The sequence below is a fragment of the Rhodopseudomonas parapalustris genome (assembly GCF_053772255.1).
In genome coordinates, this window is sequence record NZ_JAMKBZ010000009.1 from 51,860 (window position 1) to 73,650 (window position 21,791).

The 21,791-nt window shown below is 64.9% G+C and carries 17 protein-coding genes; 11 read left to right on the forward strand and 6 right to left on the reverse strand.

The window, feature by feature from the left end:
• Positions 1 to 279: 279 nt before the first annotated feature.
• The 5 genes from M9H71_RS10345 to M9H71_RS10365 all read left to right on the forward strand — a co-directional run bounded on the left by M9H71_RS10345 (position 280) and on the right by M9H71_RS10365 (position 8,843).
• Positions 280 to 1,497 carry an efflux RND transporter periplasmic adaptor subunit gene (locus M9H71_RS10345; protein ID WP_455404940.1) on the forward strand — a complete coding sequence of 406 codons (1,218 nt, stop codon included), beginning with the start codon at positions 280 to 282 and terminating at the stop codon, positions 1,495 to 1,497.
• A complete protein-coding gene (locus M9H71_RS10350) occupies positions 1,494 to 4,661 on the forward strand; it encodes an efflux RND transporter permease subunit (RefSeq protein ID WP_455404941.1) in 3,168 nt (1,055 codons plus the stop codon). Before M9H71_RS10345 ends, M9H71_RS10350 begins: the two co-directional genes overlap by 4 nt.
• A 221-nt stretch (positions 4,662 to 4,882) precedes the next feature.
• Complete coding sequence (locus tag M9H71_RS10355) at positions 4,883 to 6,382, forward strand: efflux transporter outer membrane subunit (RefSeq protein WP_455405041.1); 1,500 nt, start codon at positions 4,883 to 4,885, stop codon at positions 6,380 to 6,382.
• 174 nt (positions 6,383 to 6,556) lie between these two features.
• A complete protein-coding gene (locus M9H71_RS10360; RefSeq protein WP_455404942.1) occupies positions 6,557 to 8,164 on the forward strand; it encodes a glycosyltransferase family 39 protein in 1,608 nt (535 codons plus the stop codon).
• Positions 8,165 to 8,285: 121 nt separating this feature from the next.
• On the forward strand, positions 8,286 to 8,843 hold the full coding sequence (locus M9H71_RS10365) for a GNAT family N-acetyltransferase (protein WP_455405042.1): 558 nt from the start codon (positions 8,286 to 8,288) through the stop codon (positions 8,841 to 8,843).
• A 151-nt stretch (positions 8,844 to 8,994) separates the two neighbouring features.
• Here M9H71_RS10365 and M9H71_RS10370 read toward each other — a convergent pair whose 3' ends face one another.
• The 4 genes from M9H71_RS10370 to M9H71_RS10385 are packed head-to-tail and all read right to left on the reverse strand — an operon-like array spanning position 8,995 to position 13,153.
• Positions 8,995 to 9,801: a TonB family protein gene (locus tag M9H71_RS10370; protein ID WP_455404943.1), complete on the reverse strand. Its 807-nt coding sequence runs from the start codon at positions 9,799 to 9,801 to the stop codon at positions 8,995 to 8,997.
• Complete coding sequence (locus M9H71_RS10375) at positions 9,798 to 10,265, reverse strand: ExbD/TolR family protein (protein ID WP_455404944.1); 468 nt, start codon at positions 10,263 to 10,265, stop codon at positions 9,798 to 9,800. The genes M9H71_RS10370 and M9H71_RS10375 overlap by 4 nt, the downstream gene beginning before the upstream one ends.
• 12 nt (positions 10,266 to 10,277) lie before the next feature.
• A complete protein-coding gene (locus M9H71_RS10380; protein WP_455404945.1) occupies positions 10,278 to 10,916 on the reverse strand; it encodes a MotA/TolQ/ExbB proton channel family protein in 639 nt (212 codons plus the stop codon).
• 53 nt (positions 10,917 to 10,969) lie between these two features.
• Positions 10,970 to 13,153, reverse strand: coding sequence for a TonB-dependent receptor (locus tag M9H71_RS10385; RefSeq protein ID WP_455404946.1), 2,184 nt, complete (start codon positions 13,151 to 13,153; stop codon positions 10,970 to 10,972).
• Between the two features lie 630 nt (positions 13,154 to 13,783).
• Between M9H71_RS10385 and M9H71_RS10390 the strand changes: the two genes are divergently transcribed.
• The 6 genes from M9H71_RS10390 (at position 13,784) to M9H71_RS10415 (ending at position 18,609) form a co-directional block, all read left to right on the forward strand.
• A complete protein-coding gene (locus M9H71_RS10390) occupies positions 13,784 to 14,287 on the forward strand; it encodes an SAM-dependent methyltransferase (RefSeq protein ID WP_455404947.1) in 504 nt (167 codons plus the stop codon).
• Positions 14,284 to 15,333 (forward strand): iron ABC transporter substrate-binding protein, encoded by a 1,050-nt coding sequence (locus tag M9H71_RS10395; RefSeq protein WP_455404948.1) that lies wholly within the window; start codon positions 14,284 to 14,286, stop codon positions 15,331 to 15,333. Before M9H71_RS10390 ends, M9H71_RS10395 begins: the two co-directional genes overlap by 4 nt.
• The gene (locus tag M9H71_RS10400) at positions 15,284 to 16,357 is read left to right on the forward strand and encodes a FecCD family ABC transporter permease (protein ID WP_455404949.1); all 1,074 of its coding nucleotides are present in this window, start codon (positions 15,284 to 15,286) and stop codon (positions 16,355 to 16,357) included. The genes M9H71_RS10395 and M9H71_RS10400 overlap by 50 nt, the downstream gene beginning before the upstream one ends.
• A complete protein-coding gene (locus M9H71_RS10405) occupies positions 16,354 to 17,142 on the forward strand; it encodes an ABC transporter ATP-binding protein (protein ID WP_455404950.1) in 789 nt (262 codons plus the stop codon). Before M9H71_RS10400 ends, M9H71_RS10405 begins: the two co-directional genes overlap by 4 nt.
• A 23-nt stretch (positions 17,143 to 17,165) precedes the next feature.
• Positions 17,166 to 17,702 carry a DUF2478 domain-containing protein gene (locus tag M9H71_RS10410; RefSeq protein ID WP_455404951.1) on the forward strand — a complete coding sequence of 179 codons (537 nt, stop codon included), beginning with the start codon at positions 17,166 to 17,168 and terminating at the stop codon, positions 17,700 to 17,702.
• 115 nt (positions 17,703 to 17,817) lie between these two features.
• Complete coding sequence (locus M9H71_RS10415; RefSeq protein ID WP_455404952.1) at positions 17,818 to 18,609, forward strand: TOBE domain-containing protein; 792 nt, start codon at positions 17,818 to 17,820, stop codon at positions 18,607 to 18,609.
• Positions 18,610 to 18,661: 52 nt separating this feature from the next.
• On the opposite strand, the gene torA is transcribed toward M9H71_RS10415, so the two are convergent.
• Both torA and M9H71_RS10425 read right to left on the reverse strand, forming a co-directional pair.
• Positions 18,662 to 21,133 (reverse strand): trimethylamine-N-oxide reductase TorA, encoded by a 2,472-nt coding sequence (gene torA / locus M9H71_RS10420; RefSeq protein ID WP_455404953.1) that lies wholly within the window; start codon positions 21,131 to 21,133, stop codon positions 18,662 to 18,664.
• Positions 21,123 to 21,785: a TorD/DmsD family molecular chaperone gene (locus tag M9H71_RS10425; RefSeq protein ID WP_455404954.1), complete on the reverse strand. Its 663-nt coding sequence runs from the start codon at positions 21,783 to 21,785 to the stop codon at positions 21,123 to 21,125. The genes torA and M9H71_RS10425 overlap by 11 nt, the downstream gene beginning before the upstream one ends.
• Between the last annotated feature and the right edge of the window lie 6 nt (positions 21,786 to 21,791).

Below are 21,791 nucleotides of genomic sequence, written 5' to 3' on the forward strand. Positions count from 1 at the left end.
CTGATCGGCGACCCGTCTCTTGTTAGCGAAGATCGCGGCCAAAATCCTGCCGACCGCACGAGCGACCCGGGACGTCAAGTTTCGCGTAATCGATTGATTTGATTTTCATTTTTCGTCAGCAGGCTGTCTTTGGGCGGTCGTGGGATCGCCGCCTCCATCAACCCTCCACATCGTCTCCACACGCGACCAATGCGCGGCGGGTAAGTCTCGCGCCTCATCGCATTGCGTTCCCAAGCTCCGGCTGGGGGCGTGCGTCGTACTCCCTCGAGAATGAAGCCTGTGTTGTCCCAATCAACCGTTGCCGCGATCGTGGCACTGGCGTTTGCCGTGGCGCTTGTCGGATGCAAGCCGCAGTCAGCCGGCCACGGCGTCGATCCCGCCGGCGTCGGGCGTCCCGAGGTCGGTGTCGTGACGCTTCACCCGCAGGCGGTGGCGATGACTGCAGAGCTTCCCGGCCGCGTCGTTGCCTCGCAGACGGCCGAGGTGCGTCCGCAGGTCTCCGGCATCGTTCAGCTGCGCCTGTTCAAGGAGGGGAGCGAGGTCGCCGAGGGCGCGTCGCTCTATCAGATCGACGCTGCTCCCTACAAGGCAGCCTATGACAGCGCAGTGGCGGCGTTGCGGAAGGCGGAAGCTGCCGTGCCCAGCGCGCAGGCCAAATCCGAGCGCTATCAGGGACTCGTCAAACAGAGCGCCGTCAGCAAGCAGGATTTCGACGATGCGGTCGCCGCGCTCGCGCAAGCGAAGGCGGAGGTGGCCACCGCAAAGGCTTCGGTCGAAACAGCCAGGATCAATCTCGACTACACCACGATCAAAGCGCCGATCGGCGGCCGAACCGACCGTTCGTCCTTGACCCCCGGCGCGCTGGTCACGGCGGGCCAGACCGGGCTGCTGACCACGATCCGCACGCTCGACCCGATCTTTATCGACGTCATTCAGTCGAGCACCAACCTGCTCAATCTACGGCAAGCGATCGACTCCGGGCGCCTGAAAGTGAGCGGTCCGCATGTCGCGGTGAAACTGAAGCTGGAAAACGGCGCGATCTATCCGCTGTCCGGCAAGCTCGAATTCTCCGAGGCCAATGTCAGCACCTCGACCGGCACGGTGACGTTGCGGGCGGTGTTTCCCAATCCGCAGCGTCTGCTGCTGCCCGGTATGTTTGCGCGCGCCGTCGTCGAAGAAGGCGTCGCGCCCGACAGCTTCCTGGTGCCGCAGCGTGCCGTCACTCGGAACACGAAGGGTGAGGCGGTCGCGATGTTCCTCGACAACGACGACAAGGTCGAAGAGCGCGTTCTGTCCGTGACCCGCAGCGTCGGCAACAACTGGCTGGTTGGCGCCGGCGTTCGCGAAGGCGATCGGGTGATCGTCGAAGGCACGCAGCATGTGCGCCCTGGGCAGAAGGCCGCCGCTGCCGAAGTTGTTGTCGACGACACGACCGGCGAAGTGCGCGGACGCCTGCCGCTGCAACGACGCGCCGCTCGTCCAAGGGCAGAGCCATGATCTCCGCATTCTTCATCCGAAGGCCGATCTTCGCCTGGGTGATCGCGATCGTGATCATGCTCGGCGGGCTGTTGGCGCTGACCACCCTGCCGGTGTCGCAATATCCGGAGATCGCGCCGCCGACGATCCAGATCAGCGCCAGCTATCCGGGCGCGGATGCGCGGACGGTCGAGAACTCGGTGACCAAGGTCATCGAGCAAGGCATGACCGGGCTGGACAACCTCGACTACATGACTGCGTCGTCGACCTCGAGCGGCCAGGCCGAGATCGCGCTCACCTTTACCAACAAGGCCAATCCGGACGTCGCGCAGATGCAGGTGCAGAACAAGCTGCAGCTCGTCACCGCGCTGCTGCCGTCGATCGTCCAGACCACGGGGCTCTCGGTCACCAAATCGACCAACGGCTTTCTGATGATCGTCGGCTTCGTCTCGACCAACGGTAAGATGAGCGAGACCGATCTCGCCGACTATGTGAAGAGCTCGCTCAACGACAGGCTCAAGCGGGTGGAAGGCGTCGGCAATACCCAGCTGTTCGGCGGCGGCTATGCGATGCGGATCTGGCTCGATCCGGAGAAGCTGCTGAAATACGCGTTGACGCCGGCCGACATCACCGCGGCAATCCAGGCGCAGAACACCCAGGTCTCGGCCGGTCAGCTCGGTGGCCTTCCGGCGCGCAAGGGCCAGCAGCTCAACGCGACCGTCACCGCGCAGAGCCGGCTGCAGACGCCGGCGCAATTCCGCAACATCGTCGTCAAGAGCGATACCAACGGGTCGATGGTTCGGATCAACGATGTCGCCACCGTCGAACTCGGCGCGGAGGACTACACGAGCGCGTCGACCTACAACGGCCTGCCGGCGACGGGGCTCGCCATCAATCTGGCGACTGGCGCCAATGCGATCAGGACGGCCGCTGCCGTCAAGGCAGTGGTCAACGAGATGGCCCCGACGTTGCCGCAAGGCGTCAAGGTCGTCTACCCTTACGATACCACGCCCTTTGTCGAGATCTCGATTCGCGACGTCACTCGCACGCTGGTCGAGGCGGTCGTCCTCGTCTTCGTGGTGATGTTGGTTTTCCTGCAGAATTTTCGCGCCACGCTGATTCCGACGCTGGCGGTGCCGGTCGTGCTGCTTGGCACCTTCGGCGTGCTGGCGTTGGCCGGCTATTCGATCAACACGCTGACCATGTTCGCCATGGTGCTGGCGATCGGCCTTCTGGTCGACGACGCAATCGTGGTGGTCGAGAACGTCGAACGCGTGATGCACGACGAGGGGCTGTCGCCGCGCGAGGCCACGGTCCGATCGATGAGGGAAATCACCGGCGCGCTGATCGGCATCACCACGGTGCTGTCGGCTGTGTTCGTGCCGATGGCGTTCTTCGGCGGCTCGGTCGGGGTGATCTACCGGCAGTTCTCGGTGACGATCGTCTCCGCGATGGTGCTGTCGGTGATCGTGGCGCTGGTGCTGACCCCGGCCTTGTGCGCGACGATTCTTCGGCCGCCGAGGGCGCACGACGAGAAGCGCGGCGTGTTCGGATGGTTCAACCGCGTGCTGGGCCGAGGCACGGATGCCTATCAGGCCGGGGCGCGGGGCATGCTGCGGCGTCCGCGGCAAGGGCTGGTCGCGTTCGTGCTCGTCATCGTGGCTGCCGGCGCATTGTTCATCCGCCTGCCGAGTTCGTTCCTGCCGGAAGAAGACCAGGGGTTGCTGATGGTGTCGGTGCAATTGCCGGTCGGCGCCACCACGGACCGCACCGAGCGCGTGCTCGACAAGGTCACCCGCCATTTTCTCGATCACGAGACCAAAGCGGTGGATGGCCTCATGACGGTGACGGGCTTTTCGTTTTCCGGGGCCGGCCAGAATGTCGGCATGGCCTTCGTGCGTCTGCGGGACTTCGCCGAACGCAAAGACACCGACCTCTCCGCCAATGCCGTGGCCGAACGCGCCATGGCGGTGTTCGCCGGCATTCGCGACGCGAAGGTGTTCGCGCTGGCGCCGCCGGCGATCGAAGGGCTCGGAACCAGCAACGGCTTCGATTTCTATCTCAAGGACATCAACGGCGCAGGGCACGACAAGCTGATGGCCGTGCGCGATCAGTTGCTCGGCGCCGCCGGTCAGAGCCGGCTTCTGGCCGGGACCCGACCCAATGGGCAGGATGATACGCCGCAGTTTTCGATCGACATCGATCAGGAGAAAGCGAGCGCGCTCGGCCTCAATCTTGCCGACGTCAACTCGACGCTGTCGATCGCGTGGGGCAGCAGCTACGTCAACGATTTCATCGACCGTGGCCGCGTCAAGCGGGTCTACCTGCAGTCGGCGGCGGATTTCCGGATGCAGCCGGAGGACCTGAATCGCTGGTACGTCCGCAACAGCTCCGGCGCGATGGTGCCGTTCTCCGCCTTCGCGTCCGGCCGCTGGACCTTCGGCTCGCCGCGGCTCGAGCGTTACAACGGCGCGGCCGCGGTTCAGATCCAGGGCGATGCCGCGCCGTCGGTCAGCTCCGGCGCCGCCATGGCGGAGATCGATCGCCTCGTTGCCGGCCTGCCCGCCGGCTTCGGCCACGAATGGACCGCGCTGTCGCGGCAGGAACAGCTCTCCGGCAATCAGGCGACCTCGCTATACGCGATCTCCATTCTTGTGGTGTTCCTGTGTCTGGCGGCGCTCTACGAGAGCTGGTCGATCCCGTTCGCCGTGATGCTCTCGGTGCCGGTCGGCGTGTTCGGCGCGCTGGCGGCCGCGCTGATGTTCGGTCAGACCAACGACGTGTACTTCAAGGTCGGCCTCCTGACCACGATCGGCCTTGCGGCCAAGAACGCCATCCTGATCATCGAATTCGCGATCGCGCGCCAGCAGGCGGGGCTGGGATTGCATCGCGCTACCTTGCTCGCCGCGCGGCAGCGGTTGCGGCCAATCCTGATGACTTCGTTTGCATTCATCCTCGGTGTCACGCCGCTCGTCGTGGCCAGCGGCGCAGGCTCGGCGGCGCAGAATTCGATCGGCATCGGCGTGATGGGCGGCATGCTGGCGGCGACACTGCTGGGCATTTTCTTCGCACCGCTGTTGTTCGTCGTGGTCCGGCGTGTGTTCAGAGGCGCGGCCGGCCCCGAGATCCCCGCCAGCCTGTCCCCGCCTGACGCGGTCGCCTTGTCGGGCCGGCGCGAGTCGTGAGGGAAGACATGATGGAAGCGCGAACCGGGATGATGCGGGCTCGGCGGTGGCTGATGCGCTGCGGGCGCGCCGGAGCGATGGTCGTGACGTTGGCGTCGACTGCTACTGCGCTGAGCGGCTGCGCGATCGAGATTCCGCTGGCCCCTGCGAAGACGTCACCGCCCGCGCAGCCGCCAGCCCCACCTGCGAAGCCTGCGCCCGCGCCGTCCTTTGCGATACTGATGATCCTCGTTGCGGCGTTGCTCGGCGGATGCGCGGTCGGACCCGACTATCGGACCCCGCTTCTCGCGACGCCGACGCATTGGAGCCGGACTGGGGGCGTGACGACTGCGCCGCCCAAGCTGACGCGTTGGTGGGCTCGGCTTCACGATCCGTTGCTGGATCAGCTCGTGACCGAGGCGGTGGATGGCAATCTGGATGTCGCGACGGCGAGCGCGCGCGTGCGCGAGGCGCGAGCGAGCTATCGGCAGGCGGTGGGCGCGTTGCTTCCGACGATCGCTAACAGCGACTCGGCACGGCTGGCGAAGGGGACGAACTCCTTGTCGGCGGTACCCGGTGGGACAAATATCGGCAGTCCGTCATCACCGGTCGGACAGAACGGTACGTCTGGTCTGTATCAGGCGGGCTTCGATGCAAGCTGGGAGCTCGATCTGTTCGGCGCCAACCGCCGGGCCGTGGAGGCGGCGGCATATGGCATCGATGCCTCGGGTGAGAATCTGCGCGCAGCGCTGCTGACGCTGGTCGGCGACGTCGCATCGAACTACGTCCAAGCACGCGGTTATCAGGCGCGCATCGCGCTCGCCCGTCGCACGGCGCTGTCGCAGGACGAAACCACCAAGATCACCCGCAATCGCTTGGCGGCGGGCACGGCCTCCGCGGCGGACCTCGCCAATGCGACCGGGCAGGCGGCGACGACGCGCGCCTTCGTTCCGACGCTCGAGACGGCGTATGCTGAAACCGTGCATCGGCTGTCGGTGCTGACAGGACGGCCGCCGGCCGCGCTGGCGGACCGCATGGCGAGGCCGAGGCCGATCCCGGCGCCGAAGCTGCCGGTGCCGGCCGGTGTTCCTGCCGATGTCTTGCTCATGCGTCCCGATGTGCGGCTGGCAGAGCGCCGCTACGCGCAGTCCACGGCGCGGATCGGGCAGGCCGAAGCGGCGTTGTATCCGAGCGTCAGCTTGACGGGGAACATTGCAACCTCCGGCACCAAGCTCGGCGATCTCGGCAAGAACTCGTCGATCAGTTGGTCGCTCGGTCCGACGCTCACGGTCCCGATCTTCAACGGCGGAAAATTGCGGGCGGCGGTGGATATCGCGCAGGCGCAGCGTGACCAGCAGTTTCTGGCCTATCAGGCGTCTGTGCTCGCCGCATTGAAGGACGTCGAAGACGCCCTGGTGTCGCTCGGTCACGAGCGTTCGCGAAGCCGCCTTCTGGCGACATCGACCACGGCCTACCGGCAGGCAGCGAGCCTGTCGCAGTCCCTGTATCGTTCCGGATCGTCGAGCTTTCTCGACGTCCTGACCGCCGAACGATCGCTCTACAGCGCCGAAGATTCGTTGCTGCAGAGCCGGGTCAAGATTGTTGCGGACTACATCGCACTGAACAAGGCGCTCGGAGGGGGATGGGGCGGCGACGTCGATACGCTGACGCCGGAGGTAATCGATGTCGACACCGGGCCGCATCCGGCCGATGCGATCACGCATCGGCGTGCGGCTTTATGAGCGAGACGATTGGGAAACACAGGTCGACAATGCAAGAGACGAAGCAATGAGATTGGATGAGGCAAAACGCGTCATCCTGGTCCCGGAGCAGGAAGCGGATCTGACGGATCCTCGGCTCGGCCTGCAGGACGATGATCGACTTCGCTTGCGTATCGCGTTAGCCGATTCAAGCCAGTGAATCTCGCGACTGCCGACGCGCTTCGTCGCGATTCGGGCGCGGCCTCGTCCCGGCCGGCCGTGATCCGCTATTGCTGGTTGCAACGCGCTATTCGCCGCGGCGCTGCGGCGCTGGTGCATCCGCGGCTCGGCACTCCGTTGCTGTTGGGCGTTGTCCTCAGCAACGCGCTGCTGTGGGTCGCTGTGCTGACCATCCTGAAATTCGCTCAGGTGCTGCATTCCGACAGCACGGAAGCGTTCGCGTGGGGCCAGACCCTGGCCTGGGGCTCGGGTAAGCACCCGCCGATGGCCGGGTGGGTGGCGCGGGCGTGGTTCAGCGTGTTTCCGACCAGCGATTGGGCTTTCTACGCGCTGGCGATGGCTGTCACCGGCGCCACCGTCTTGCTGATCAGGTTGCTGGCCGGGAAGGTGGTCGATCGCCGGCGCGCCGTGCTCGCCACGCTGCTGGCGATGATCTACCCGATCCTGAATTTCAAGGGCTACAAGTTCAATCCCGACTTGTTGCAACTGCCGTTCGTGGTGCTGATCGTTTGGGCCTATATCGTCGCAGCCGAACGGCGGACCGCGCTGTGGGGCGTGGTAATCGGGCTCGCCGGCGCCGCCGCGGTGATGACGAAATACTGGGGCGCGTGGGCGCTGGTGGCGATAGCGGTTGCAGCGGTGACGCGACCGGACCGTAACCGGTTGTTTCGCTCGCCGGTGCCCTATGTGGCGGTCGCGGTTTTCATGCTGGCGATTGCTCTGCATCTCGACTGGCTTTATGCGGTCGGCTTCACGCCGTTCCGCTATGCCTCGCAATATCTCGTGTTCGATCGCGGGACGGCGGCACGGTATGCCATCGACTCCACGCTGCACGCCTTCGCTCTGCTGCTGCCGGCGCTGGTGGCCGGCGCCGTCTCCGTGTCGCTGCCGCGGCTTCGGCGTGTGGCGGCGCCCCCGGCCGACGCGCTGGATCGCGCCTGCCAGATCTGGATCATCGTCGCCGTGTTGACGATCGGGCCGCTCATCGCCGCCATTGCGACGCCGGTCTTGATGAAGAGCGATTGGACCGTCCCGCTGTTCTCGCTGGTCCCGCTCGCCGTTCTGACGTTGCCGAGGCTTGCGGTGCCGCTGCGCGCTTTGGCCAGGGCGGCGGTGATCCTGCTGATGCTCGGGGTGGGAGCGTTGATGGCGGCGCCGGGGCTCGCGACGGTGAAGGTGCTGTTCGAACCGAACCGTGCGCTGTCGCCGCGGCTGGATCGTTTGGCGGCGCTAGCAACAGACCTGTGGCGTGAGCGCGCCGGCACGCCACTCAAGTTCGTAGTCGGCGACAGCGAGGAGATCACGACCGTATCGTTCTACAGCCCCGACCATCCGCGCATGTTCTTGGTCGGCGCGCCCGAACTGACGCCGTGGACTTCGGCTGAAACGCTCGGTCGCAGCGGCTTCGTCGGGATATGTCCGGCCGCAGCACCGGCCTGCGTCGACCGGGTCCTCGCACTGCGACCACGGGCCGAGCAGATCGCCGTGACCACCGAACGGAGTGCGCTCGGGCAGACCCTGCCGCCAGACCGCTGGGTCATGTTGCTCGCGCTACCGGAAGCCGATGCTGAGGTCACTCGCTAAGGCCCCGCCAATATGGAGAAGCGGGGGGAACAGCTCGCCTCCGGCTTTCGATGACGCATGGGCGGGCGGCTCTATGACTGAGACGATTGGAAAACAGGTCGACAATGCAGGAGACGAAGCAATGAAATTGAACGAGGCAAATCGTGTCATCCTGGTTCCGGCGCAGGACGCCGACCTGGCGGCTTTCCGTCAGAATCTGCAGGATGCGTTCGCTGCCGGATTTACGGCGGCATTCGGAACGGTCCCCGAAGGCCCGATCCCTTCAGACGCAGAGCTCGGTGATTTCTTCCATGCGCCGGGGGCGGTCACGTATCACCTGCTGCTTGATGGGGTGCGTGTCGGCGGAGTCGTGCTGACCATCGACACCGTCTCGCACCGCAATTCTCTCGATCTTTTCTTCGTATCTACCGAGCATCACAGTCGAGGCATCGGCTCCAGAGCGTGGCGTGCGATCGAAGAGATGTATCCCGAGACAGTGGCCTGGGAAACGCACACCCCGTATTTCGAGAAGCGCAACATCCATTTCTACGTCAACAAATGCGGCTTCAAGATCGTCGAATTCTACAACGTTCATCATCCGGATCCGCATCCCGAGACCCGAGAGGGAATCCCGGGCGGGGAATCGTTCCGGTTCGAGAAGGTGTTTGCGGATCGATCGACGCATTCAGGCGAACGATGACCGGCAGGCCTACGGATAGAATTCAAACACCAGTTGGTTAGCGAACGGGGGTAGGGAGGAAATCAGTCCCTCTCCGCAATATACGCCGTGTCCGTTCGCAGCAGACTGCCGCGGCTATAACTGAGGCCCGCGTCCCCCTCGATCCATCATTTCAATCGTTCAGCGAGAAGCGCACGACGAAATGGCCGCGAAACAGCCCGTCCGGCGGCGGGGGTGGTTGGGCGGTTTTCATCATCGAATCGATTGCGCGGTCGAGCGCTTCGTTGCCGGTCGAGCGGGTGATTTTGTAGCTGATTACTTTGCCGGACGCCCCGATAGCGAACGACAGTGAAGCCGTCCCCTGCTGGCGGGTCTGGCGCGCGGATGCCGGATACACTTTGCGGCGATTGAATTCGGCGACCACCAGCGCTGCGTAGCTCGCCCGGGACGTGGCGGTCGATGTCTGCTGTCCTGTGTCCGCACCCATGCGTGTCCGGACGCGTGATATCTCGGAATCGCCGGTGTCGTCGGAGGTCGCGGCTGCGGGGCGCGAGGCGGGGCGAGCCGGTGCGGCGATGTGCTTGTGGTCTCTCTTGTCGTGACGCTTAACCGGTCGCGATGGCTGCGGCCGGTTCGGCTTCGCCGAGGTCTCGACCCGGATGGGGGATTGCGGCGTCTCGACAACTTCCGGGGAAGGTGCGGGGGAGGGCGGCTGATCGTTGGCGTGCGCTGGTTCGTTGGCCGCTGGAGAGCTTTCGGGCGGTTCGGGCTGCGAACGCTGCGCCGGTGCCGCGACGGCTTCGGGGATATCGATCGCCGCTTCGCCGACCGCGATGATTGTCACTTCCATCGGCGTCTCGGTCGCCAGCGCCGACGGCGTCGCCGCCCAATGCAGGAATATCATCGCGTGAAAGGCGGCGACCGCGCCGAGCAGCACGAGCCGTCCGCCGGGTGTCAGCGCCGGAGTCGGCTCCGTCATCTCGGATCGCGCGGTTTGTCGTCCTGGCGCGGCGCGCGGCCGCCAGGGGCGCGCTCGGTCAGGATCGCCACGCGGGACAGGCCGTGGGCGCCGAGTTGGTCGAGCACCGCCACCACCGCTCCGTGCCGACATTCGCGATCGGCGCGGATATGGACGGCGCGCGTTCGGTCGCCGGCGGTCAGCGTCAGGATGGCATCGCCGACCCCGTCCACCGCGACGCTGGTGTCGCCGAGCTGGACGTTGCCGTCGCGATCGAGCGTGACGACGATCGGCTCGGATCGCTCGAGCGGAGGTGCAGTTGCGGCTTTCGGCAGATCGACCGGCAGGCCGGCGGTCAGCATCGGCGCGGTCACCATGAAGACGATGAGGAGCACGAGCATCACGTCGACCAGCGGCGTGACGTTGATGTCCGCCTGCGGACGCAGCTCGCTGCCCCGAGAACGCATCGCTTCGAGAACGCCCATGAGGCGGCGCTCCTACCGGGATCTCGCGGAGGGTCGCTCGAGCTCCGCTCCGGTCAGGCGCTCGGCCTCTGCCTGCACGAAATCGTCGAGCGCGATCGCGGTCCTGTTGAACAGTGCGCCGATGCGGTTGTACCCGATCGACGCCGGAATCGCGGCCGCAAGTCCCCACGCGGTCGCCGCGAGCGCCTCGGCGATACCGGGAGCGACCACAGCCAGGCTGGTGTCCCGCGCTTCGGCAATGCCGGCGAAGCTCGTCATGATTCCCCACACCGTCCCGAACAGGCCGACGAACGGCGCGACCGAGGACACGATCGCCAGATTGGGCAGCCCGCCTTCGGCCTTCAGGACCAGGTCGCGTGCAGCTCGGGTCATTGCGTCGACGATTTTTGCCCGGCGGTCGGCTTCGCTTGCGCCTCGCGGTGACGCCTCGCGTGCCGCCGCACCTGCGGCCGAGACAGCGGCGAGGATGGTGGCGTCGTCGCCGTCGCGGCTGCGGCGGAGCGCAGCCGACAGCCGCATGAACGCCACCACCGCTTCCACGATCCAGACCCAGGTCAGGATCGATGCCGCGAGCAACAGGACCAGCACGGTTTTGACGACCGGCCCGGCCTGGGCGAACACCGCGGTGGGTGTCAGCGAAACGTCGTGCATCGAATTCTCCGTTGCAGGCCCCGCCGGAGCAGGGCCTGCTTGCGTTCACACGGTCAGAAGGTGCCCTTGAAGCCGACGTAGAACGTGCGGCCGGGCTCCGGATAACCCCAGGCGAGCTGGTAATCCCTGTCGAAGATGTTCTTCACGCCGCCCGACACGGTGAAGTTCTCGCGCACCTTGTAATCAGCCGCGAAGTTGGCCAGCACATAGGCGCCGGTCTTGACGTAGCTGGAGACCGATTTGTTGCTGATCACCTCCGTCTTCTGCGACCAGCGTTCGTCCGCATAGGTCACGTTCGGCGTCAGAGTCAGTCCTTCGACCGGGCTGTAGCTCGCATAGAGCATGCCCTTCACGGTCGGAATGCCGGTCTGCTGGATCGACGGGTCGATCGGATTGGTGAGTGTGTTGTGAATGTAGGAGATGTTGCCGCCCGCAATCAGCGTTGGGGTGAAGGCGTAATCGACGGCGACATCGACGCCGTAGCGGTAGCCGTCGCCGACGTTCTGGTATTGCGTGATCGCCGAGACCTTGCCGGATATCGGGTCGGTGTAGCTCCGGCCGGTGGCGACCGACTGCATCATGTTCTCGACCGTGGCGTAATAGCCGAGGATCGAAATCTGGCTCTTCGGCGCGAAGGCGTTGGTCCAGCCGATTTGGTAGTTGATGGCGCGCTCCGGCGCCAGGCCGGGATTCGACGCGCCGGTGCCGAACCGTGAGCTGAACCGTTCGAACAGCGTCGGGAAGCGGGTGCGGTCGGAGATGTTCGCAAATACCTTGGCGGTCTCCGAATAGCGCCAGACCGCCGCGGTCTGCCAGTTCAGCGCCGAGGAATCGCTCAGCGGGTAATTGATCCAGTACGGCTCGTAGTAAACCGACTTGCTGACTTGCCCGAGCACATACTCTTCGGCCTTACTGATGTGGCGCCAGTCGTAACTGATGCCCTGCACCCAGTCGATCTGGGGGCCGAAATGGACGGTGTTCTCGGTCGCGACCGAATAGGTGTCTTCGGTCGACGTCTGGGCCGGTTCGTCGAAGCAATTGAAGTTGGCCGTCTTGGTGGTAGCGCAGGTCTTGCTTTTCGGCGTCGTCGTGCCGTTCAGGCCGTAGCTGTCGGTGTAGAGTTCGTTCCACTCGGAGTGATTGTCGCGCCGCACATGGGTGGCGAATTTCAGCGTGTCGAGTTGGCCGAAATCCTTGCCGACCTCGATCGTGTTGCCGATCGCCCAGTCCTGATAGATCGAGCGTGACGCGCTGCTCGAATAGCGCAGCGTCTGCGCGGCGTCGTCCCACATGTCGATCGCGTTGTCGAACGTCTCCCAGAAGGTCCGCGTCTTGACGTAGGCGTCGTCGCCGATCGCCGTTTTGGTCGCCGCGGACAGGATCTGCACGTTCCAATACGGCCACGACCAGTATTTCTGCGACGACGTCGGCTCGACGTTGTAGGGCGCGCCCTTCCGGCCGTTCTGGCGGATGAAGTTGATCGAGTATTCGTCCTCCGGATTCGGTGTCCATCCGGCTTTCAGGTTGACGCTCCAATCGTTCGACGACGAAAAGTCGCGCCGCCCGCCGTCTTCGTTCACGGTCGGCGTGAAGCTCGACGGCAGCTCCCAGCCATCGATCTTCTGCCAGCTCGCGCTCGCCTGGAAGTAATAGTCGTTCTGCCGGCCGCCGACCCGGCCGTAATTGCGGAAGCCGTCGAACCGGCCGCCGTTGCCGAACTCGGCTTGGGAACGCCATTCGCCTTCGATCGGCCGCACCGGCTTCTTCGTCACCAGGTTGATGGCGCCGCCGAGGCCGCCCGGACCGTCGAGCACCGAGACGTAGCCCTTGGCGATCTGAATCTCGGAGATGTCGTCGGTGAGGAAGCGCGAGAAATCGATCCGGTTGTCGGCGGGAAGATAAATGCGCACGCCGTCGATCGACAGCGGCACCTGCAGCCGGTCGAAGCCGTGAATATAGATGTTGGTCTCGTTGCGCTGGCTGCCGGTGGTGCCTGCGGCCACGCCCGGAACGAGGTCGATCGCCCGGTCGAGCGTGTGTTTGTCGAAACGCTCGGTCTGCTGGTTGGAGACCGTGCTGCCGCCGAAGTTATTGAACTCCGACGAGTTGGCACCGGCCGCGGTCACATGAATCGTCCCCAATTCATAGACGCCTTCGTTGCCCGCTCGTGCAGCGTCGACTGACGTCATCGTCGCCGCGCTCGCGAGCAGGATGCTCAGCTGGCTCACTCGTTTCATTCTTGCCCCCTGTGAACGACGCCCCTTTGCGTCGGAAAACGAGAAGCGCCGCGGTCCTTGGCCGGCCGCCGGCGATAATGGTGTCGTGAGGTCGGTGCTCCGGCCGATCCGATCGAGCGTCGCGCGATCGAGACGCGACGATTCCGCGGTCAACGCGTCATCGTGCTGGGTTGTCGGGGCGGAGAGACCGATCTGGAGCGTCGCCGGATCCCCGCATGCCGAGCGACAGGTCGCTCCCGTGGCCGGCAGAAATTCTGGGAAAGCCATCACGACGTCACAATCATATAATCCATTTACATATAATATCTGCGCTGGCCGCTTTGCGAACCGCAATGGGCAAAATCGGTCAGTTCGCGCGCAAGTGCCTGGACGTTAAGCAATTCGGTAATTGGGTGTGCAGAAACGGCCAGAAGCGGGTATTTTTGGTGCCATACGTTGCATTTCCGCAACTATGTCGGGAGCGATCGCGTGATCGCGAGCTGGCGTCGCTAGCGAAGGCTGGGCGTGCGAACGTCGGCCGTCCCCGCTAGTCGAAGGTCGAGCTTGTTTCTTTTATGTACATATAACTGATTATGCCCTTACCTTCGTCGAGACCTCTCGATGGGCAGCAAAGGGCATGTGAGCCGAGACATGGGCGCGACCGACGACATCCGAGCTGGCGAACTCGCCTCAGATTGGTCGGGAAGCCCCGACGCCGGCGTGGTCTTCATCGGCCGCATTCACACGCCGTGGAACAGGCTGGAGGAGTGCCCCCGCCACGGCCGTGCCGATGGTCCGGTTTGTCGAATCGAGGTGTTCGAGACCTGGCTGCCGGCTCTCGCCGGCATCGACGACGGCACATTGCTCGAAGTCTTCTATTGGCTGCATCGGTCGCGGCGCGATCTGCTGCTGCAATGTCCGCGCAACGACGGTGACGCGCGCGGCACGTTTTCGATCCGCTCGCCGCTGCGGCCGAATCCGATCGGCACCTCGATCGCCCGTGTCGACCGCCGCGACGGTGCCAACCTGTTCGTGCGCGGACTCGATTGTCTGGACGGCACGCCGCTGGTCGATCTGAAGCCGGACCGCGCCGAATTCATGCCGCTGGCGCCGGCGAAGCCGGGCGACTTCCAGGTCGGCGAGCCGCGGCGATGATCGGACCTGCCCGGCGTCTGGTGGTCCTGCTTGCGCTGACGATGTTGATCTTTGCCGCATGCGCGCCTGACGCGCACGCGCGCACCGTGACGGACTCCGTGGGCCGCCGCGTCGAGGTTCCCGACACCATTACACGCGTGTTCGCGGCGGGTCCGCCAGCCGGGATCTTTCTCTATGTGGTCGCACCCGAAAAGATGATCGGCTGGGGCCGCGCGCCACGCGACATCGACAAGCCGTTCCTGCTGCCGATGGTCCGCGATCTTCCCGAACTCGGACGGCTGACCGGGCGCGGCGATACCATCAGCGCCGAGCGATTGATGGCCGCGAAGCCGGATCTCATCATCGATCTCGGATCGGTCAACGAGACCTATCGCTCGATTGCCGACCGCATTCAGGCACAGACCGGGATTCCCTACGTCCTGATCGACGGTCGCTTCGAAAACACGCCCGCCGCGATCCGGCTGCTCGCGCAGATCCTCGGGGTGAGCGCGCGCGGTGAGGAGTTAGCCAAAGCCAGCGAGGCGATCTTCGTCGAAGTCGACCGTGTGGTTGCGACCGTGCCCGCAGCGTCGCGTCCGCGCATTTATCTCGCGCGCGGCAATGACGGCTTCGAGACGGGCTCGCGTGGCTCGATCAATACCGAGATCATCGAGCGGGTCGGCGCCGTCAATGTCGTCGAAGGCATCCGCGAGGCTGGCGGGCTCGCGCGCGTGTCGCCCGAGCATGTGATCGGCTGGGCACCGGATACGATCATCACCATCGATCCAGCTGTGCGGGATCTGATCATGAGCCGTCCCGAGTGGCAGCCGGTCCCGGCGGTTCGGAACAAGCGGGTGTTTCTGCTGCCGAACCAGCCGTTCGGCACGATCGACCTGCCGCCTTCGCTCAACCGGCTGATCGGTCTGCCGCTGCTGCTGCACGCGCTCTATCCGGCGCAGGCAACGTCCGATCTGAAGACCGAACTGCGCGACTTCTATCGTCTGTTCTATCAGGTCGATGTGCAGGACGCCGATCTCGACAGGCTCCTCGAAGGGCTTCGTCGCTGAGGTGCCGATCCTGCGCGTCACGCCGGTCGTCGCCGGCCTTGCCATCCTGTTGCTGGTCGTCGCGGTGATCGCCGCCGGGATCGGGCCGTATCGCATTGCGCCGGGCGACGTCGTTGCGGCGGTCGTGGCGTGGATCGGGGGTGGCCACATCGACCAGCACATTGCGGCGGTGCTGTTTCAGGTGCGGCTGCCGCGCATTGCCGCGGCGATCTGCGTCGGTGCAGCGTTGTCGGCCGCCGGCGCGGCTTATCAAAGTCTGTTTCGTAATCCGCTGGTGTCTCCGGACATCCTCGGCGTTTCGCAGGGCGCGGGCTTCGGCGCCGTCATCGGCATTCTGTTCGGGCTGCCGGTGGTGATGATCGAAGCGCTCGGCTTCGTGAGCGGATCGCTGACGGTGATCCTGGTCGTGACGCTGGCGTGGTCGCTGCGCCAGCGCGGCGATATCCTGATGCTGGTGCTGTCCGGCATTGTCGTCGGCGCGCTCGCGGCCGCGGCGATTTCGCTGGTGAAGATCGTCGCCGACCCTTACGCGCAACTGCCGATGATCACCTATTGGCTGCTCGGCAGCCTGGCGAGCATCCGGCCCGACGACATCGCAGTCGTCGCGCCGACGGTCGCGGTCGGCATGATTCCGCTGTTCCTGCTGCGCTGGCGCATCAGCGTGCTGTCCTGCGGCGACGACGATGCGCGTGCGCTCGGCGTCGATGTCCGCCGCACCCGGCAGATCGTCATCGTCGCGGCGACGTTGATCACCGCGAGCGTCGTCGCGATCTCCGGCATCATCGGCTGGGTCGGCCTGATGGTGCCGCATCTCGCCCGGCTCCTGGTCGGGCCGCGCTTCGACCGGTTGCTGCCGGTATCGATTCTGATCGGCGCGGCCTTCATGGTCGTGGTCGACACCATCGCCCGCACCGCCGCAACGATCGAGATTCCGATCGGCGTGCTGACCGCCCTGGTGGGCGGCGGTCTGTTCGTCTGGTTGATGACGCGGCGGGGATCTCGTTCGCTGTGGAGGCGCGAGTGACCAAACGCCTCGTGCTCGACGGCGTCGCGATCGGCTATGACGGCGAGCCGCTCGCCGAAGGAATCGACCTTGCTCTGTCGGGCAGCAGCATCACTTGCCTGATGGGACCGAACGGTGTCGGCAAGACCACACTGTTCAAGACCGTGCTGGGGATTCTGCCACCGCTGCGCGGCAGGATCGTCATCGGCGGTCATGATATCTCGACGCTCCGCCCGGAGCAGATCGCGCGCCGCATCGCGCATGTTCCGCAAGCCTACCAGGGCGATCCCACCCATACCGTGCTCGATATCGTGGTGATGGGCCGAACCGCGCGGCTCGGTCTGTTCGCGTCGCCCGGCCGCGACGATTATGCTGCGGCCTGGCGCGCCCTGGAGGCGCTTGGTATCGCTGACATCGCCGACCGATCCGCCGACCGCATCTCCGGCGGTCAACGGCAATTGATGCTGATCGCACGCGCCCTGACGCAGGATACCGAACTGATCATCATGGACGAGCCCACTGCCAGTCTGGATCTCGGCAACCGCTTCGGCTTGCTCGACCAGATCCGGGCGCTGTCGGCGCGCGGCCTGTCGCTGCTGGTGTCGACCCACGAACCCGAGCACGCGTTTGCGATCGCCGATCGTGTTATGATTCTCGGCCACGAGCAGCGCGTCGAGGTCGGGCCGGTCGACGAGATTCTGACGGCGGAACGGCTGCGCAAGCTGTATGGCCTCGACCTCGCGATTGAGACGACCGCGATGGGACGGCGCGTCGTCACGCGATGCGATCAGCCGCCGCCCCGGTAACTCAGCTCAAGGAGACCCGACCAATGGCCCCGCTTCCTCTCGCCGTGATGGTCTACCAGGCCGGCGATTCGCTCGAGCAGATTTTGGCCGCCGCACGCGATCGCCTTGTCGAGTTGCCGGACGTTCGTATCGCCGGGCTGGTGCCGCGGCTCGGACCGCGCCACTCCAACGGCCGCGCCTCGCTTTGGCTCGACGATATCGCTCGCGGCGATTCAGTCGCGTTGTCTTTGGATCTCGGGCCAGGTTCGACCTCGTGCATCCTGAGCGCCGATGGCCTAGCGGCCGCGCGGGTGCGCCTGGCCGAAGCGATCGCCACCCGGCCCGACCTGGTGTTCTTTGGCCGATTTGCCAAGGAGGAGATCGCCGGTCGCGGCATCCGCGAAGATATTGGGCTGGCGCTCGCGCAAGACGTTCCGGCGCTGGTCGCTGTGGAGCGCAGCATGCTGCCGGGCTGGATCGCGTTCGCGGCCGAAGACTGGACGATGCTACCTGCCACTGCCGACGCTGTCGTTGGCTGGTTCATCGCACTCGCCGCACAGCGCCAGTCCGCCGCGGCCTGATTGCGGTGCCGATGATGCGATCGGCATGACTGGCTTTGCCTCTGTCCCCGTGCGCTTTCGTATCGAGACTGGATCGCCTAGGTTAGCCGGCGGCTAGCGACCCGTGGCACGAGCGATGACAGACAACAAGATCGACGCATATCTGGTGTTGCGGAGCGGCGGGCGTCTTCTGGCCGGCCGCGACCGCATCCACCTGCTCGAGGCCGTCGCCGAACACGGCAGCATCAGCAAGGCCGCCAAAGCGATGGGCCTGAGCTACAAAACCGCCTGGGAAGCTGTCGACGCCATCAACAATCTGCTGCCGACGCCCGCGTTCCTGACGCGGACGAGCGGCCGCGTCGGCGGCGCTGCGGACATCACTCCGGAGGGGCGGCGGCTGATCACCGTCTTCCATCGGCTCGAAGAGCATCTGACGAAGATTTCGACGCTGATCGCGGAAGAAGGACTGGAGGAAATCGGCGACGCGCTGCTGTGGGCGAGCGGCTTCAAGGTCTCGGCGCGCAACAAGTTCATCGTCGAAGTGGTCAACGTCCGGCGCTGGCCGGTCGACGTCGAGGTCGAGCTCAAAGTGTCCGACGACCACACCATCCATGCGACGATCACCAACGCCGCCGCCGAACAGCTCGATCTCGCCCCCGGCCGCAAGGCGCTCGCGCTGATCAAGGCGCCGTTCGTGCGCCTCGTCACCCTTGACGAAGCGTCGAGGCTGCGCCGCAATGTGTTTCGAGGCGTCGTCAAGCGCAGGGTCGACGCCGAGGTGCACTCGGAAGTGAATCTCGACATCGGGGGCGGCAAGACCATCGTTGCGGTGGTCCCGCGCCAAGATGCCGAAGATCTCGGAATCGTGGAGAACGGCGAGGCGGCCGTCACCTTCGAAGCCGATCACGTCATCATCGCGGTCCACTGAGCGCGCGCAAGGCAGCGCCCACCCGCTTTCCGCATCTGCCCCCAGCGCGGCGTCAGGCTGGTTGCGAGAACACCGTCACGGCCGGAACGGGGCCGGTGTATCGCTCGACCTGCGCCACGCCGGTCTGGCCGCAGTTGCCTTGTGCCAGTCGCGAAGTCGCGATCCCTGTCGTCAGAGTGTTGACGTCGCCATATCGGCACAGGCTGCCAATCTCGCGCGGATCGACCGGGTCGAACCAGCCGCCCTCATTGATACGGATGACACCGGGACGAATGTCCTCCGTGATCTTCAGGCCTGCCAGAATCTGGCCGCGGTCGTTGAAGACTCGGACGACGTCGCCGTCGGACAGCCCGCGCGTCGCCGCGTCCTGCGGATTCATCCAGCACGGTTCACGCCCGGCCACCGCATAGCTGCGCCGGTTCGAGGTGCCGCAGAGTTGGGAATGCAGGCGCATCTGAGGATGGTTCGACGCAATGTGCAGCGGGTATTGCGTTGTCGGACCATCGAGCCGTTCGATCGGCTCCATCCAGGTCGCATGCGGCGGACAATCGTCGTAGCCGTATTTCTCGATGGCGGCTGAGTACAGCTCGAACTTGCCCGAAGCGGTGCCGAGCGCATTCAGAAGAGGATCAGCCCGGAAATCCGCGTGACGCACGAAATTCGCCTGCTCGGTGCTGAGCGGGAATTCTAGCGGCTTGTTGCTGTCCCAGAACACGTCGAACACCGGCAGTTCCATGCCCTTGGCGCGCGCTTCGACCTTGGCGGCCTCGTAGATGCCGCGGATCCAGTCCATCTCGCTGAGGCCTTTGGTGAACTCGAAGCCTTTGCCGAGCTTGGCGGCGATCGCGGCGAAGATGTCGAAATCGTTGCGCGATTCGAACATCGGCTCGACGATCTTCTTCATCGGCACGATGTGGCTCAATGCGTAGTCGCCGACCTGCTCGATGTCGTTGCGCTCGTAGCTCGTCGTCGCGGGAAGCACGATATCGGCGTGGCGGGCCGAGGCCGTCCATTGGAAGTCGTGGACGATGAAGGTGTCGAGCTGCCGCCAAGCGCGCAGCATCTCGTTGCGATCCTGATGATGCGAAAACGGATTACCACCGGCCCAATAGGCCAGCTTGATCAGCGGCAGTTTGATGTCGTGTCCGTTGAACTGCATCGTCTTGCCGGGATTGAGCAAGGTCTCGACCAGCCTGGACACCGGAATGGAAACCGCGCCGCTCTGGGCGAGCCATGCCGCTCCTTCGGCTTTCTGCCCCGAAGCATCGTCGATCGCCTTGAGAATCGGCGTCGTGTGCGTCGGAGCTCCGCCGGATGCGTAGTGATAGCTCAGACCGTAGCCGCCTCCCGGCAGGCCGATCTGTCCGAGCATCGCCGCCAGCGTGATCAGCATCCAGTGAATCTGCTCACCGTGATGCTGACGCTGTGTCGAGTAGCCCAGCGCCAGCATTGTTCTGTTCGCTGCGAAACGGCGTGCGAGATCCTGGATCTGGGCCGCGGGCAGCCCGCAGATCTGGGAAGCCCACTCGGCGGTCTTCGGCGTGTTGTCGGTCGTGCCGAGCAGGTAGGGCAGGAACTTGTCGAATCCGGTCGCGTAGCGCGCCAAGAAATCCGCGTCATGGAGCTTTTCGACATAAAGCGTATGAGCGATCCCGAGCATCAGCGCCACATCGGTCTGCGGCCGGGGAGAGATCCATTCGCCGTTCAGTTCCTTGCAGGTCTCGGTTCGGACAGGGTCGATACAAATGACCTTCGTGCCGGCAGCCTTCAGGGCCTGCACGCCCGGGAAAGCGCCGTGATCGGCGACCTGCCAGGAAATCTGCGAGTTGTTGAGCGGGTTGCAGCCCCAGAACACCATCAGCTTGCAGTTTTCGGCGAGGTTCTTCCAGGTCGTGCACTGTTCGTAGACTTCGATCGAGCCGGAGACGTAGGGCAGAATGACCTGAGCCGCGCCGGTCGAGTAGTCACCGGCACTGTTGGTGAAGCTGCCGGTCAGGTTCAGCATGCGTCGCAACAGCGTCTGGCAATTGTGGATCTTGCCTGGGCTCTTCCAGCCGTAGGAGCCGGCGAAGACGGCCTGCTGTCCATACTTCTGGCGCACCCGGGTGATTTCGCCAGCGACGAGTTCGATCGCCTTGTCCCAGCTCACGCGCACGAAATCGCCGCTGCCGCGCCCATCCGGATCGGCGCCGGGACCATCCTTGAGCCAGGCGCGCCGCACCATCGGATAGCGGATGCGGGATTCCGAATAGATCGAATCCATCACGCCGGGAAGCTGCGGCGAGGGTGCCGGATCGCCTTCCCAGGGCACGAACGCCGTGGCCCGTCCGTCCTCGACCTTGCCGTAGAAGACGCCCCAATGGCAGCCGGACAAGATCTGCCGGGTCTGGCCTTGCGCTTCGGCACCGTGACCGAACAGACCGAGGCCGGAAAGGCCGAGGGCCGCGGCTGCAGACCCCTTGAGAAAGTCCCGCTTGGATAAAGACAGGCTGTGTGCAGCCTTTGACGGCGTATTAATGCTCATAACCTGCCCTTTCATAGTCCCTGGCATTGTCCTGCTCGCGGCCTGTCTCGCCGCAGAGGCGTTTGCCTATGCGGTCGAGCAGCGGGACCAGGAAGCGCGCCAGATCTCCGTAGTAGTTAGTCCCATCGGCTTGGATGAGCGCTTCGCTGAAGCGAGGCACCCAACCGCGCATATCGCTCGCCAGCGCCGAAACGACATCCTCGCGCTCCTGCCGCAGTGCTTCGGCGAGCACGGCAAGGCAGATGCCGAGGTGGTCGGGCATTTCCTTGCACGCGCTGTCGAGATGGATATCGAGATCGCGCATCAGGCGTTTCATTCGAGTCACGGCGGGGCCACCCAGTCGATCGGTCCCGTCCCAAACGCTGGCGTAGGGGAGAACGCAACGCTGGCGAAACATGCCTTCGAACAGCGCCACATGCCGGCGCTGCAGCGTTTCGGCGACGCTCTCGCTCGAATCTGCGTTCATCATCTGGCAGATCGTGTCGGCAGCCTGCTGCTGATTCAGCGACGCTCCAATCTCGCGCAGCGCAATCTGGCCCCGAAGGCTGCGGATGGATCGAACCTGCTCGGCATCCGGCGGAGCGAGAAATTGCTTCGCCAGCCACTCGCACGTCAGAACCATGTCCGAGCCGCCGGGATCGAAAGAGCTCACCCCGCC

What these genes read in the sequence shown, in the direction of transcription:
- M9H71_RS10350 (WP_455404941.1), top strand. Translation starts at nt 1,494, where the DNA reads ATGATCTCCGCATTCTTCATCCGAAGGCCGATCTTCGCCTGGGTGATC.
- M9H71_RS10355 (WP_455405041.1), top strand. Translation starts at nt 4,883, where the DNA reads ATGATCCTCGTTGCGGCGTTGCTCGGCGGATGCGCGGTCGGACCCGAC.
- M9H71_RS10365 (WP_455405042.1), top strand. Translation starts at nt 8,286, where the DNA reads ATGAAATTGAACGAGGCAAATCGTGTCATCCTGGTTCCGGCGCAGGAC.
- M9H71_RS10370 (WP_455404943.1), bottom strand. Translation starts at nt 9,801, where the DNA reads ATGACGGAGCCGACTCCGGCGCTGACACCCGGCGGACGGCTCGTGCTG.
- M9H71_RS10375 (WP_455404944.1), bottom strand. Translation starts at nt 10,265, where the DNA reads ATGGGCGTTCTCGAAGCGATGCGTTCTCGGGGCAGCGAGCTGCGTCCG.
- M9H71_RS10380 (WP_455404945.1), bottom strand. Translation starts at nt 10,916, where the DNA reads ATGCACGACGTTTCGCTGACACCCACCGCGGTGTTCGCCCAGGCCGGG.
- M9H71_RS10385 (WP_455404946.1), bottom strand. Translation starts at nt 13,153, where the DNA reads ATGAAACGAGTGAGCCAGCTGAGCATCCTGCTCGCGAGCGCGGCGACG.
- M9H71_RS10390 (WP_455404947.1), top strand. Translation starts at nt 13,784, where the DNA reads ATGGGCGCGACCGACGACATCCGAGCTGGCGAACTCGCCTCAGATTGG.
- M9H71_RS10395 (WP_455404948.1), top strand. Translation starts at nt 14,284, where the DNA reads ATGATCGGACCTGCCCGGCGTCTGGTGGTCCTGCTTGCGCTGACGATG.
- M9H71_RS10400 (WP_455404949.1), top strand. Translation starts at nt 15,284, where the DNA reads ATGTGCAGGACGCCGATCTCGACAGGCTCCTCGAAGGGCTTCGTCGCT.
- M9H71_RS10410 (WP_455404951.1), top strand. Translation starts at nt 17,166, where the DNA reads ATGGCCCCGCTTCCTCTCGCCGTGATGGTCTACCAGGCCGGCGATTCG.
- M9H71_RS10415 (WP_455404952.1), top strand. Translation starts at nt 17,818, where the DNA reads ATGACAGACAACAAGATCGACGCATATCTGGTGTTGCGGAGCGGCGGG.
- torA (WP_455404953.1), bottom strand. Translation starts at nt 21,133, where the DNA reads ATGAGCATTAATACGCCGTCAAAGGCTGCACACAGCCTGTCTTTATCC.